Raw genomic sequence first — 13,809 nt, 5'->3', positions numbered from 1 at the left:
GGGAAAGAAGATGATGCCGACCCTTGGAATCACCGACCTCTGGACCTACGTCCTGGGTACGTTGTTCATCGTCCTGCTGCCGGGGCCGAACTCGCTGTTCGTCCTCGCCACTGCCGCCCAGCGCGGCGTGGCCTCGGGCTACCGGGCGGCGAGCGCGGTGTTCCTGGGCGATGCGATCCTGATGTTCCTGTCGGCGCTGGGTATCGCCTCGGTCCTCAAGGCCGAGCCGATGCTGTTCCTGGGCCTGAAGTACGTCGGCGCCGCCTACCTGTTCTACTTAGGGGTAGGCATGCTCCGTGGAGGCTGGCAGAAGCTGCGCCAACCACTGGATGCGGCCGCCGCGCCGGCCAAGGAAGTGGACGTCAACCAGCCGTTCCGCAAGGCGCTGCTGCTGAGCCTGTCCAACCCCAAGGCGATCCTCTTCTTCATCTCCTTCTTCATCCAGTTCGTCGACCCGGGTTACGCCTATCCCGGCCTGTCGTTCCTGGTACTGGGCACGATCCTCGAGATCATCAGCGCCTTGTACCTGAGTTTCCTGATTTTCTCCGGTGTGCGTCTGGCGGCCTGGTTCCGTCGGCGGCAACGGCTGGCTGCCGGCGCTTCGAGCGGCGTCGGCGCCCTGTTCGTCGGCTTTGGCGTGAAGCTGGCCAGCGCAACCCTTTCCTGAATATTGCAACGAGAGTCCCATGCCCAAGCGTACAGACATCAAGAGCATCCTGATCCTCGGCGCCGGCCCGATCGTCATCGGCCAGGCCTGCGAGTTCGACTACTCCGGCGCACAGGCCTGTAAGGCCCTGAAGGAAGAAGGCTTCCGTGTCATCCTGGTGAACTCCAACCCGGCCACCATCATGACCGACCCGGCCATGGCCGACGCCACCTACATCGAGCCGATCAAGTGGCAGACCGTCGCCAAGATCATCGAGAAGGAACGCCCCGACGCGCTGCTGCCGACCATGGGCGGCCAGACCGCGCTGAACTGCGCCCTGGACCTGGAGCGTCACGGCGTTCTGGAGCAGTTCGGCGTGGAAATGATCGGCGCCAACGCCGACACCATCGACAAGGCCGAAGACCGTTCGCGCTTCGACAAGGCCATGCGCGACATCGGCCTGGCCTGCCCGCGCTCGGGCATCGCCCACAGCATGGAAGAAGCCTACGGCGTGCTGGAGAAGGTCAACTTCCCGTGCATCATCCGCCCGTCCTTCACCATGGGCGGCACCGGCGGCGGCATTGCCTACAACCGTGAGGAGTTCGAGGAAATCTGCACCCGCGGTCTGGATCTGTCGCCGACCAACGAACTGCTGATCGACGAATCGCTGATCGGCTGGAAGGAATACGAGATGGAAGTTGTCCGCGACAAGAAGGACAACTGCATCATCGTCTGCGCCATCGAGAACTTCGACCCGATGGGCGTGCACACCGGTGACTCGATCACCGTCGCGCCGGCGCAGACCCTGACCGACAAGGAATACCAGATCATGCGCAACGCCTCACTGGCGGTGCTGCGTGAGATCGGCGTGGAAACCGGCGGTTCCAACGTGCAGTTCGGCATCTGCCCGAACACCGGCCGCATGGTGGTGATCGAAATGAACCCGCGCGTATCGCGTTCCTCGGCGCTGGCGTCCAAGGCTACCGGCTTCCCGATCGCCAAGATCGCCGCCAAGCTGGCTGTCGGCTACACCCTCGACGAACTGCAGAACGACATCACTGGCGGCCGCACCCCGGCGTCCTTCGAGCCGGCGATTGACTACGTCGTCACCAAGATCCCGCGTTTCGCCTTCGAGAAATTCCCCAAAGCCGACGCCCGCCTGACCACCCAGATGAAATCCGTGGGTGAAGTCATGGCCATCGGCCGTACCTTCCAGGAGTCCGTGCAGAAAGCCCTGCGCGGCCTGGAAGTCGGCGCCACCGGTTTCGATCCGAAGCTCGACCTGAGTAATCCGGAAGCCGAGAGCATCCTCAAGCGCGAGCTGACCGTGCCCAATGCCGACCGCATCTGGTACGTCGCCGACGCCTTCCGCGCCGGCAAGAGCATTGCCGAAGTCTTCGACCTGACCCGCATCGACGAGTGGTTCCTGGTGCAGATCGAAGACCTGATCAAGGACGAGGAGCGTGTAAAGACCCTGGGTCTGTCCGCCATCGATCGCGACCTGATGCTCAAGCTCAAGCGCAAGGGCTTCTCCGATGCGCGCCTGGCCACCCTGCTGGGTGTGACCGAGAAGAACCTGCGCAACCATCGCCACAAGCTCAAGGTGCTGCCGGTGTACAAGCGCGTGGACACCTGCGCCGCCGAGTTCGCCACCGACACCGCCTACATGTACTCGACCTACGAGGAAGAGTGCGAAGCCAATCCGTCGACTCGCGACAAGATCATGATCCTGGGCGGCGGTCCGAACCGCATCGGCCAGGGTATCGAGTTCGACTACTGCTGCGTACACGCCGCGCTGGCCATGCGTGAAGACGGTTACGAGACCATCATGGTCAACTGCAACCCGGAAACCGTTTCCACCGACTACGACACCTCCGATCGCCTGTACTTCGAGCCGGTGACCCTGGAAGACGTGCTGGAAATCGTCCGCGTCGAGCAGCCCAAGGGCGTCATCGTGCAGTACGGCGGCCAGACCCCGCTGAAACTCTGCCGCGCCCTGGAAGAAGCCGGCGTACCGATCATCGGTACCAGCCCGGACGCCATCGACCGCGCCGAAGACCGCGAGCGCTTCCAGCAGATGGTCCAGCGTCTGAACCTGCGCCAGCCGGCCAACGCCACTGCGCGCAGCGAAGACCAGGCCCTGGAGCTGTCGAAGAACATCGGCTACCCGATGGTGGTGCGCCCGTCGTACGTACTGGGCGGCCGCGCGATGGAAATCGTCTACCAGGAAGAAGAGCTCAAGCGCTACATGCGCGAGGCCGTGAAGGTTTCCAACGACAGCCCGGTGCTGCTGGACCGCTTCCTGAACTGCGCCATTGAAGTCGACATCGATGCGGTGTGCGACGGCGAGACCGTGGTGATCGGCGCCATCATGCAGCACATCGAGCAGGCTGGCGTGCACTCCGGTGACTCCGCCTGCTCGCTGCCGCCGTACTCGCTGCCGCAGCACATCCAGGATGAGATTCGCGAACAGGTCAAGAAGATGGCCCTGGAGCTCGGCGTGGTCGGCCTGATGAACGTGCAGATGGCCGTTCAGGGCGAGGACATCTATGTGATCGAGGTGAACCCGCGTGCGTCCCGTACCGTGCCGTTCGTCTCCAAGTGCATCGGCGAGTCGCTGGCGAAAGTGGCGGCCCGCGTCATGGCTGGCAAGTCCCTGGCCGAAGTCGGCTTCACCGAAGAGGTGATCCCGCCTTACTATAGCGTCAAGGAAGCGGTGTTCCCGTTCGCCAAGTTCCCCGGCGTCGACCCGATCCTCGGCCCAGAGATGAAGTCCACTGGCGAGGTGATGGGTGTCGGCGACAGCTTCGGTGAGGCCTTCGCGAAAGCCCAGCTGGGCGCCAGTGAAATCCTGCCGAACGCCGGTTGCGCCTTCATCAGCGTCCGCGAGGACGACAAGCCGCAAGCCGTTCAGGTCGCCCGCGATCTGGTCGCGCTGGGCTTCGAGGTAGTCGCCACCGCCGGCACCGCCAAGGTGATCGAGGCTGCCGGCCTGCCGGTGCGTCGCGTGAACAAGGTGACCGAGGGCCGTCCTCACGTGGTCGACATGATCAAGAACGACGAAGTCACTCTGATCATCAACACCACCGAAGGCCGCCAGTCCATCGCTGACTCGTATTCCATCCGTCGTAACGCCCTGCAGCACAAGATCTACTGCACCACCACCATCGCGGCGGGGCAGGCGATCTGTGAGGCGCTCAAGTTCGGTCCCGAGAAGACCGTTCGCCGTCTGCAGGATCTCCATGCAGGAATCAACGCATGAGCAAATTTCCAATGACCGTCCAGGGCGCTCGCGCCCTGGAAGAAGAACTGAAATACCTGAAGACCGTTCTGCGTCCGCAGATCACCCAGGCCATCGCCGAAGCGCGTGAACTGGGCGACCTCAAGGAAAACGCCGAGTACCACGCCGCCCGTGAGCAGCAGGGCATGTCCGAGGCTCGCATCCGCGACATCGAGGCCAAGCTGTCCAACGCGCAGATCATCGACGTGACCACCATTCCGCACAGTGGCAAGGTGATCTTCGGTACTACCGTGGACATCGCCAACGTCGAGACCGACGAGACGGTGACCTACCAGATCGTCGGTGACGACGAGGCGGACATCAAGAACAGCAAGATCTCCGTCAACTCGCCGATCGCCCGTGCGCTGATCGGCAAGACCGAAGGCGATGCCGTTCTGGTGAAGACTCCGGGTGGCGATGTCGAGTACGAGATCGTTGAAGTCCGCCACGCCTGATCGGCAACCACTGAACGCAGGCGCCATCAGTTGGCTGCTGGCCCAGACATTCTGGGTCGGCGGCCTTTGGCTGCTTCAGTTCGTGGTGCTGCCGGCGCTGGACAAGATCGGCCTGGCGCCGCTGCTGGTGGAGTCCGTCGCTGACGCGCTGAAGCCGCTGCTGCTGGGTTTTGCCGGTTTCTGTGCAGTGCTGCAGGGGTTGGTGCTCTGGCAGGCCCGTGGCGCCGTCGCCTTCCTGCGGGAAGTGCGCGGACAACTGCTGCTGGCGGTGCTGGGGATGACCCTGACTTTCTTCGTCGTGCGCCAATTCGTGCCGGATGCCCAGCGCTGGTTCTGGTTCAACTATCTGGTGGTGGCGCTGTTCGGTCTGCTGCTGGTGCTGCAACCGGTACCGGGGCGGGACGAGCGGGCCTGACGCGGCGGAGCCTTGCCGGCTCCGCGTTGCCGGTCTTGACTGTCAGAGGCCGCTGAAACGGCTGATGTTCGACAGGTTCTTGTTCGGCTTCGGATTGCGACGGTAGATCAGTGCCATCTTGCCGATGGTCTGAACCAGTTCGCAGCTGCCGTTCTGGCAAAGTTCGTCGATCAGTGCGCGACGGTCGTCGCGTTCAGTGATGCGGAACTGCACCTTGATCAGTTCATGATCGTTGAGCGCGCGCTCAAGCTCGGCCATCACACCTTCCGAAAGACCGTTTTCAGCAACGGTCAATACCGGTTTCAGGTGATGCCCGATAGATTTGAACTGCTTTTTCTGCTCCTGAGAGAGCGCCATAATCTGACCCCTGGTAAAAAAGGCGGATATTCTACCCGAGTTTCGGTACTACCGGGATGCCGCTCAGACGAGGTAATACGTGGCCCGTTCCAAGACTAGCCATCGCTGGCTGAAAGAACATTTCGACGATCCGTACGTGAAGATGGCACAGCGCGACGGCTATCGCTCGCGTGCCAGCTACAAGCTGTTGGAAATCCAGGAGAAGGATCGCATCCTGCGTCCCGGCATGACCGTGGTCGACCTCGGCGCGGCGCCGGGCGGCTGGTCGCAGGTCACCAGCCGAGTGATCGGCGATAAGGGCACCCTGATCGCCTCGGACATCCTGCCGATGGACAGCATCCCGGATGTGACCTTCATCCAGGGGGACTTCACCGAGGACGAAGTCTTCGCCCAGTTGCTTGAGGCCATCGGAGAAAATCCGGTAGACCTTGTGATTTCCGATATGGCCCCCAATATGAGTGGATTGCCCGCCGTGGACATGCCTCGTGCCATGTTCCTCTGCGAGCTGGCCCTGGATCTGTGCACCCGTGTGCTGCGTCCGGGGGGCGATTTCCTGATCAAGATTTTCCAGGGTGAGGGTTTCGACGCTTACCACAAGCAGGTTCGCGAGAACTTCGAGAAGGTGCAGATGCGCAAGCCGCTGTCGTCACGCGACCGTTCACGGGAGCAGTATCTGCTCGCACGAGGCTTTCGCGGCGCCTAGACTGGAATGATTGGGCAGGCTTCTGGTCTATGCCTTGCAGGTTTTGCTTGTACCGGTGAAAGCCGGGGTTCATAAAGGGTTACAGACGGCGCCTGCCTGGCGGCGGGCGTTGTGTAGTAATTTTGGCCGGAAGGAGTCTGGCCGTCGTGAGAAGCGGTTTCCAGGGCGGAGCCGGCTTCAGAGGGTAGTCAATTGAACGACATGGCAAAGAACCTGATTCTGTGGCTGATCATCGCGGCGGTACTCGTCACCGTGATGAACAACTTCTCCAGCCCGAGCGAGCCGCAGACGCTCAACTATTCGGACTTCATCCAGCAGGTGAAGGACGGTAAGGTCGAGCGCGTGACCGTGGACGGCGCGGTCATCACTGGCAAGCGCCAGGACGGTGACACCTTCAAGACCATCCGCCCGGCCATCGCCGACAACGGCCTGATCGGCGACCTGGTCAACAACAATGTCGTTGTCGAAGGCAAGCAGCCCGAGCAGCAGAGCATCTGGACTCAGCTCCTGGTGGCCAGCTTCCCTATCCTGGTGATCATCGCCGTCTTCATGTTCTTCATGCGCCAGATGCAGGGTGGCGGCGGTGGCCGCGGCGGCCCGATGAGCTTCGGCAAGAGCAAGGCGCGCCTGCTGTCGGAAGACCAGGTGAAGACCACCTTCGCCGACGTCGCCGGTTGCGACGAGGCCAAGGAAGAGGTCAGCGAACTGGTGGAATTCCTCCGCGATCCGGGCAAGTTCCAGCGCCTGGGCGGTCGTATCCCGCGCGGCGTGCTGATGGTCGGCCCGCCCGGTACCGGTAAGACTCTGCTCGCCAAGGCCATCGCCGGCGAAGCCAAAGTGCCGTTCTTCACCATTTCCGGTTCGGACTTCGTGGAAATGTTCGTCGGCGTGGGCGCCTCGCGCGTTCGCGACATGTTCGACCAGGCCAAGAAGCACGCTCCCTGCATCATCTTCATCGACGAAATCGACGCCGTCGGTCGCCATCGTGGCGCCGGCCTGGGTGGCGGTCACGATGAGCGCGAGCAGACCCTCAACCAGTTGCTGGTGGAGATGGACGGCTTCGAGATGAATGACGGCATCATCGTCATCGCCGCGACCAACCGTCCGGACGTGCTCGACCCCGCGCTGCTGCGTCCGGGCCGCTTCGACCGCCAGGTGGTGGTTGGCCTGCCGGACATCCGTGGTCGTGAGCAGATTCTCAAAGTACACATGCGCAAGGTTCCGCTGGGCGACAACGTCGATCCGGCCGTGATCGCGCGCGGTACACCGGGCTTCTCCGGTGCCGACCTGGCCAATCTGGTTAACGAGGCCTCTCTGTTCGCTGCCCGTTCCAACAAGCGTATCGTCGACATGCGCGAATTCGAACTGGCCAAGGACAAGATCATGATGGGCGCCGAGCGCAAGACCATGGTCATGTCCGAGAAAGAGAAGAAGAACACCGCGTTCCACGAAGCCGGCCACGCTATCGTTGGCCGCCTGGTTCCGGAGCACGATCCGGTCTACAAGGTTTCCATCATTCCGCGCGGCCGCGCCCTGGGCGTGACCATGTTCCTGCCGGAAGAGGATCGTTACAGCCTGTCCAAACGCGCTCTGGAAAGCCAGATCTGCTCGCTGTTCGGTGGCCGTATCGCCGAAGAGATGACCCTGGGCTTCGAAGGGGTTACCACCGGTGCCTCCAACGACATCATGCGGGCCACCCAACTGGCGCGGAACATGGTGACCAAGTGGGGCCTGTCGGAAAAGCTCGGTCCGCTGATGTACGCGGAAGAAGAGGGCGAGGTGTTCTTGGGTCGTAGTGCCGGTAGCCAGCACGCCAACGTGTCCGGCGAAACCGCCAAGCTGATCGACCAGGAAGTGCGCCGCATCATCGACGACTGCTACGGCACCGCCAAGCGCCTGCTGGAAGAGAATCGCGACAAGCTCGACACAATGGCCGACGCGCTGATGAAGTATGAAACCATCGACGCCGATCAGATCGACGACATCATGGCCGGTCGTACCCCGCGCGAGCCGCGTGACTGGCAGGGGGGCAACTCCGGCTCTTCCGGCAACGCAGCTGCGCCCCGCGATGAAGGTCGCCAGGAAAACCCCATTGGCGGGCCTGCCGGCGAACACTGAGAGCACTGAATGAGTTCGTTGTACCACCCGACCCGGTTGCCTTGCGGCAACCGGGTTCTTGATTTAAGCCGCCCGCACGTCATGGGCATCCTCAATGTCACTCCCGATTCCTTCTCCGACGGCGGGTGCTTCAATCGGCATGATGCTGCATTGCGCCATGCGGCGGAGATGGTCGCGGCCGGCGCCACACTGATCGATATCGGCGGCGAGTCGACCCGTCCCGGCGCTCGCGTGGTTTCGCCCACCGAGGAGTTGGAGCGCGTCGCGCCGGTGGTCGAGGCGATTGCCCGCGAGCTGGATGTAGTGATCTCGGTGGATACCTCCACCCCGGCGGTGATGCGTGAAACCGCTCGTCTCGGGGCTGGCTTGATCAACGATGTGCGCTCACTGCAGCGTGATGGAGCCCTGGATGCCGCTGTGGACACGGGGCTTCCGGTTTGCCTGATGCATATGCGCGGCGAGCCGGGAAACATGCAGGACGATCCGCGTTATCCGAATATCCTCCAGGAGGTTCACGATTTCCTCGAGGAGCGCATCGCCGTCTGCGAAGCCGTGGGCATTGCCCGGGAACGGATCGTCATCGATCCTGGCTTCGGTTTTGCCAAGACGCAGAGTCATAACCTGAATCTGTTCCGGCAGATGGAGTGCCTGATGTCGTTGGGCTGTCCATTGCTGGTCGGTGTCTCGCGCAAGAGCATGGTCGGGCGCGCGCTCGGTCGTGAGGTGGGCGAGCGCCTGTACGGCAGCCTGGCCCTTGCGGCTCTGGCGGTCGCCAAGGGAGCCAGCATCATCCGCGTCCATGATGTCGCCGAGACGGTGGATGTGGTTCGAATGATTCACGCAGTGGAAAGTGCAACAGAAGAGGGGATGTCCGCATGAGCAGGAAGTATTTTGGTACCGATGGAATTCGCGGACGCGTAGGCACCCCGCCGATCACCCCAGACTTCGTGCTCAAGCTGGGCTGGGCCGTGGGCATGGCTTTCCGTCAGCAAGGCAAGTGTCGCGTGCTGGTGGGCAAGGACACTCGGATTTCCGGCTACATGTTCGAGTCCGCGCTGGAGGCTGGCTTGTCCGCCGCCGGTGCCGACGTGATGTTGCTCGGCCCCATGCCGACCCCGGGTATCGCCTATCTGACCCGTACCTTCCACGCCGAGGCGGGTATCGTCATCAGTGCCTCGCACAATCCGCACGACGACAACGGCATCAAATTCTTCTCCGGCCAGGGCACCAAGCTGCCGGACGAGGTGGAGCTGATCATCGAGGAGCTTCTCGATGCGCCGATGACGGTCGTCGAGTCCGCCCGCCTGGGCAAGGTCTCGCGGATCAACGATGCCGCCGGCCGCTACATCGAGTTCTGCAAGAGCAGCGTGCCATCGAACACCAGTTTCGCTGGTCTGCGTATCGCGCTCGATTGCGCCCATGGTGCTACTTACAAGATCGCTCCCAACGTATTCAGGGAACTGGGTGCCGAAGTGTTCGTCATCGGTGCGGAGCCAAACGGCCTGAACATCAATGACAAGTGCGGCTCCACCCATATGGGGGCGTTGCAGGAGGCCGTGCTGGCCCATCATGCGGATATCGGCATCGCCTTCGACGGCGACGGCGACCGGGTGATGTTGGTCGATCACACCGGCACCATCGTCGATGGTGACGAGATTCTCTACCTCATTGCGCGTGACATGCTTGATCGTGGCAAGCTGCACGGTGGCGTGGTAGGGACACTGATGAGCAACCTCGGGCTCGAGCTCGCTCTGCAGGAACTGCACATTCCCTTCGCCCGCGCCAAGGTAGGGGATCGCTACGTGATGTCCGAGCTGCAGTCGCGCAACTGGCAGTTGGGTGGAGAGAATTCCGGCCATGTTGTCTGTTGCCAGCACACCACGACCGGCGACGCGATCATCGCCGCGCTGCAGGTGCTGATGGCGCTGAAAACCCGAGGTCAGAACCTGGCTGAGGCGCGCATGGGCATTCGCAAGTGTCCGCAAGTGCTGATCAACGTGCGCTTTGCTGGTGGCGGGGTGGACCCGTTGGAGCATCCGGCGGTGAAGGAAGCCTGCGCCAAGGTGACCGAAGAGATGGCCGGTCGTGGTCGGGTGCTGCTGCGTAAATCCGGCACCGAGCCACTGGTGCGGGTGATGGTCGAAGGCGACGAGGAAGCACGCGTGCGCGCCTATGCCGAGCAGCTGGCGAAAGTGGTTACAGAGGTATGTGCTTGATTTCTCTTGTCAGTTCCAAAAGCGTCGAGTAATATCTGCGCCCACTTTGCTCAGCGAGGTACAGCATGCGTCGACCCTTGGTGGCCGGTAATTGGAAAATGCACGGTACCCGCTCCAGCGTAACGGAGCTGATCAAAGGCCTGCGTCAACTGGCTCTTCCCACGGGTGTCGATGTGGCGGTGTTTCCGCCTTGTCTGTACATCAATCAGGCTGTTCAAGGTCTGAATGGAAAGGCGGTTGCCGTCGGTGCGCAGAATTGCGCGGTTGAGCCGATGCAGGGCGCCCTGACAGGCGAAGTTGCAGCCAGCCAGTTGGCGGATGCGAGCTGTTCCCTGGTGCTGGTCGGTCATTCCGAGCGTCGCCTGATTCTGGGTGAGAGCGATGGTGTGGTCAGTCGCAAGTTTGCGGCGGCTCAATCGTGTGGCCTGATTCCGATCCTGTGCGTGGGGGAAACCCGTGAGCAGCGTGAGGCGGGCAAGACTCTTGAGGTTGTCGGGCGCCAGTTGGGCTCGGTAATCGAAGATCTCGGTGTCGGGGCTTTTTCCCGCGCCGTTGTGGCTTACGAGCCGGTGTGGGCGATTGGGACGGGGCTGACCGCTTCTCCCGAGCAGGCCCAGGAAGTACATGCGGCGATTCGCTCGCAGATCTCGGCGGAAAACGCAGAGGTGGCAAGCGGCCTTCGTCTCCTGTACGGCGGCAGCGTCAAGGCAGCCAGTGCTGCCCAGCTGTTCGCGATGCCGGATATCGATGGGGGGCTCATTGGTGGGGCTTCCCTGAATGCGGATGAGTTCGGTGCGATCTGTCGCGCCGCAGGAAACTGAAGATGTTGGAAACAGTTGTAATCGTGATTCACCTGCTGATGGCGCTGGGTCTGGTTGTGCTGGTCCTGCTTCAGCAAGGCAAGGGTGCCGACGCCGGTGCGTCGTTCGGTGCAGGTGCTTCGGCCACCGTTTTCGGTAGCCAAGGTTCTGCTACCTTCCTGAGCCGCTTTACTGCTATACTCGCTGCGGTTTTTTTCATTACCAGCTTGGGTTTAGCGTATTTTGCTAAAGAAAAAGCTGATATGATTCGTCACGCTGGGCTTCCTGATCCGGCAGTGATGGAGCAGAAGCAGGAACAAGCTCCGGCAGCTAGCGATGTGCCGGGCGCGCAAGGGCAACCTCAAGCCCCTGCAGGCGGTAACGGCGACGTTCCGGCGGCTCCTGAGCAGAAGTAAGCAGGCAAGAGTTTTTGCCGAGGTGGTGGAATTGGTAGACACGCTACCTTGAGGTGGTAGTGGCCATAGGCTGTAGGGGTTCGAGTCCCCTCCTCGGTACCATATACGAAAGGGCCCGCAGTGCGGGCCTTGTCGTTTCGGAGTTTCGGTTGACCTTCAAGGGGCTCAGCCGTATAATTTCGCACCAGCTTTGACGCGGGATGGAGCAGTCTGGTAGCTCGTCGGGCTCATAACCCGAAGGTCGTTGGTTCAAATCCAGCTCCCGCAACCAGTTTGGCAGAGCCCCTTTTCAGGGGCTTTTTGCTAGCTGGACAGTCCGCGCCGCCGGTTCAGGGCGGTCCTTAAGGGATGGGCGTTTCGCCCATTTTTTGTTTCTACAGCATACGCGAGGCGATCAGGTGTCGAGCAAGCTAGAACAGTTGCAGGCCTTGTTGGCCCCTGTAGTAGAAGCGCTCGGCTATGAGTGCTGGGGCCTGGAGTTCATTTCCCAAGGTCGCCATTCCCTGCTCCGGGTTTATATCGACCGTGCGGAAGGCATCCTGATCGACGACTGCGAGATCGTCAGTCGTCAGGTCAGTGGCATCCTCGACGTGGAAGACCCGATCAGTGGCGAATACACCCTGGAGGTGTCGTCGCCCGGTATGGATCGGCCGCTCTTCACGCTCGAGCAGTTCGCCCGCTATGTCGGCGAGCAGGTGAAGATCAAGCTGCGCACGCCCTTCGAACGGCGGCGCAATTTCCAGGGCATTCTCCGTGGTGTGGAGGAGCAGGATGTGGTGGTCCTGGTGGACGACCATGAATACCTGCTGCCGGTCGACTCGATCGACAAGGCCAACATCATTCCCCGATTTGAGTGAGCCGCCAGAGCGCGGATTCCAATGGATTGAAAGGCGAGGCGTACGATGAGCAAAGAAGTACTGCTGGTTGTTGAGTCGGTATCCAACGAGAAGGGTGTTCCGCCTGGCGTGATTTTCGAAGCGCTGGAGCTGGCCCTGGCAACCGCGACCAAAAAACGTTTCGAGGACGACGTTGACCTGCGCGTGGAAATCAACCGCGCCAACGGCAACTACGAAACCTTCCGTCGCTGGACCATCGTCGAAGACGAGGATTACTCCAATCCGGCGTCTGAACTGACCGTCGAAGACGTGCAGGAAGAGCACCCCGGCATGAAGGCCGGTGAAGTCATCGAAGAGAAGATCGAGTCCATCGAGTTCGGCCGCATCGCCGCACAGACCGCCAAGCAGGTCATCGTGCAGAAGGTTCGCGAAGCCGAGCGCGCTCAGGTGGTCGACGCCTACCGCGAGAAGGTCAACGAGATCATCTCCGGCACCGTCAAGAAGGTCACCCGCGACAATGTGATCGTCGACCTGGGCAACAACGCCGAAGCGCTGCTGGCCCGCGACCAGATCATCCCGCGTGAAACCTTCCGCGTCGGCACCCGCGTGCGTGCCCTGCTGAAGGAAATCCGCAGCGAGAACCGCGGCCCTCAGCTGATCCTGTCGCGTACCGCGCCGGAAATGCTGATCGAGCTGTTCCGCATCGAAGTACCGGAAATCGCCGAGCAGCTGATCGACGTGATGGCCGCCGCCCGTGACCCGGGTTCGCGCGCCAAGATCGCCGTTCGCTCCAAGGACAAGCGTATCGACCCGCAGGGCGCCTGCATCGGCATGCGTGGTTCCCGCGTCCAGGCCGTCTCCGGCGAACTGGGTGGCGAGCGTGTGGACATCGTCCTTTGGGATGACAACCCCGCGCAGTTCGTGATCAATGCCATGGCTCCGGCCGAAGTGGCGGCGATCATCGTCGACGAAGATACCCACACCATGGATATCGCCGTTGCCGAAGACAACCTGGCCCAGGCCATTGGCCGTAGTGGCCAGAACGTACGTCTGGCCAGCCAGCTCACCGGCTGGACCCTGAACGTGATGACCGAGGCCGATATCCAGGCCAAACAGCAGGCTGAAACTGGCGACATCCTGCAGCGTTTCGTCGACGAGCTGGATGTCGACGAAGAGCTCGCCCAGGTACTGGTGGAGGAAGGCTTCACCACCCTGGAAGAAATCGCCTACGTACCGATGGAAGAGATGCTCAGCATCGACGGCTTCGACGAAGACATCGTCAACGAGCTGCGCTCGCGCGCCAAGGATCGCCTGCTGACCAAAGCCATCGCCACTGAAGAAAAACTTGCCGACGCCCAACCTGCCGAAGACCTGCTCAGCCTCGATGGTATGACCAAAGAGCTGGCCGTGGACCTGGCGCTGCGCGGTGTAACCACCCGTGAAGATCTGGCCGAGCAATCGATTGACGATCTGCTCGACATCGACGGCATGGATGAAGAGCGTGCTGGCAAGTTGATCATGGCCGCCCGGGCCCATTGGTTCGAGTAAGCATTCGCGGCCTGAGGAG

The 13,809-nt window shown here is 61.8% G+C and carries 13 protein-coding genes and 2 tRNA genes; 14 read left to right on the top strand and 1 reads right to left on the bottom strand.

Annotated features, from left to right (window positions below; translation table 11 throughout):
* Positions 1-13 precede the first annotated feature (13 nt).
* From leuE to PNI01S_RS15115, 4 genes are read left to right on the top strand one after another with little or no spacing between them, the layout of a single operon-like run.
* Positions 14-667 (top strand): leucine efflux protein LeuE, encoded by a 654-nt coding sequence (leuE, locus tag PNI01S_RS15130; RefSeq protein ID WP_024765313.1) that lies wholly within the window; start codon positions 14-16, stop codon positions 665-667.
* A 19-nt stretch (positions 668-686) separates the two neighbouring features.
* Positions 687-3,908, top strand: coding sequence for a carbamoyl-phosphate synthase large subunit (gene carB / locus PNI01S_RS15125; protein ID WP_038803373.1), 3,222 nt, complete (start codon positions 687-689; stop codon positions 3,906-3,908).
* Positions 3,905-4,381 (top strand): transcription elongation factor GreA, encoded by a 477-nt coding sequence (greA, locus tag PNI01S_RS15120; protein WP_017518953.1) that lies wholly within the window; start codon positions 3,905-3,907, stop codon positions 4,379-4,381. The genes carB and greA overlap by 4 nt, the downstream gene beginning before the upstream one ends.
* A 10-nt stretch (positions 4,382-4,391) precedes the next feature.
* A complete protein-coding gene (locus tag PNI01S_RS15115) occupies positions 4,392-4,796 on the top strand; it encodes a hypothetical protein (protein WP_024765314.1) in 405 nt (134 codons plus the stop codon).
* 42 nt (positions 4,797-4,838) lie between these two features.
* Here the strand turns inward: PNI01S_RS15115 and PNI01S_RS15110 are convergent, their stop codons facing one another.
* Positions 4,839-5,153, bottom strand: coding sequence for a YhbY family RNA-binding protein (locus PNI01S_RS15110; RefSeq protein ID WP_024765315.1), 315 nt, complete (start codon positions 5,151-5,153; stop codon positions 4,839-4,841).
* Positions 5,154-5,232: 79 nt separating this feature from the next.
* On the opposite strand from PNI01S_RS15110, the gene rlmE reads away from it, so the two are divergent.
* The 10 genes from rlmE to nusA all read left to right on the top strand — a co-directional run bounded on the left by rlmE (position 5,233) and on the right by nusA (position 13,790).
* On the top strand, positions 5,233-5,856 hold the full coding sequence (rlmE, locus tag PNI01S_RS15105; RefSeq protein WP_065085392.1) for a 23S rRNA (uridine(2552)-2'-O)-methyltransferase RlmE: 624 nt from the start codon (positions 5,233-5,235) through the stop codon (positions 5,854-5,856).
* 201 nt (positions 5,857-6,057) lie between these two features.
* Positions 6,058-7,974 carry an ATP-dependent zinc metalloprotease FtsH gene (gene ftsH / locus PNI01S_RS15100; RefSeq protein ID WP_038803374.1) on the top strand — a complete coding sequence of 639 codons (1,917 nt, stop codon included), beginning with the start codon at positions 6,058-6,060 and terminating at the stop codon, positions 7,972-7,974.
* A 9-nt stretch (positions 7,975-7,983) separates the two neighbouring features.
* Entirely contained in the window at positions 7,984-8,853 is an 870-nt protein-coding gene (folP, locus tag PNI01S_RS15095; protein WP_024765317.1) for a dihydropteroate synthase, read from the top strand.
* On the top strand, positions 8,850-10,190 hold the full coding sequence (glmM, locus tag PNI01S_RS15090; protein WP_024765318.1) for a phosphoglucosamine mutase: 1,341 nt from the start codon (positions 8,850-8,852) through the stop codon (positions 10,188-10,190). Before folP ends, glmM begins: the two co-directional genes overlap by 4 nt.
* A gap of 65 nt (positions 10,191-10,255) precedes the next feature.
* A complete protein-coding gene (gene tpiA, locus PNI01S_RS15085; protein ID WP_024765319.1) occupies positions 10,256-11,011 on the top strand; it encodes a triose-phosphate isomerase in 756 nt (251 codons plus the stop codon).
* Positions 11,012-11,013: 2 nt separating this feature from the next.
* Positions 11,014-11,406, top strand: a complete 393-nt coding sequence (gene secG, locus PNI01S_RS15080) for a preprotein translocase subunit SecG (protein ID WP_024765320.1) — start codon at positions 11,014-11,016, stop codon at positions 11,404-11,406.
* A gap of 16 nt (positions 11,407-11,422) precedes the next feature.
* Positions 11,423-11,508 (top strand) — tRNA-Leu (locus PNI01S_RS15075).
* A gap of 92 nt (positions 11,509-11,600) precedes the next feature.
* A tRNA-Met gene (locus PNI01S_RS15070) sits at positions 11,601-11,677 on the top strand.
* 127 nt (positions 11,678-11,804) lie between these two features.
* A complete protein-coding gene (gene rimP, locus PNI01S_RS15065; protein ID WP_024765321.1) occupies positions 11,805-12,263 on the top strand; it encodes a ribosome maturation factor RimP in 459 nt (152 codons plus the stop codon).
* 45 nt (positions 12,264-12,308) lie between these two features.
* Positions 12,309-13,790, top strand: a complete 1,482-nt coding sequence (gene nusA, locus PNI01S_RS15060) for a transcription termination factor NusA (protein ID WP_038803375.1) — start codon at positions 12,309-12,311, stop codon at positions 13,788-13,790.
* Positions 13,791-13,809: the final 19 nt, after the last annotated feature.

This window comes from Pseudomonas nitroreducens NBRC 12694, from assembly GCF_002091755.1.
GTDB classification, from domain to species: Bacteria; Pseudomonadota; Gammaproteobacteria; order Pseudomonadales; family Pseudomonadaceae; genus Pseudomonas; species Pseudomonas nitroreducens.
The sequence above is the reverse complement of the archived record's forward strand: the minus strand, read 5'-3'. Positions and strand labels throughout refer to the sequence as shown.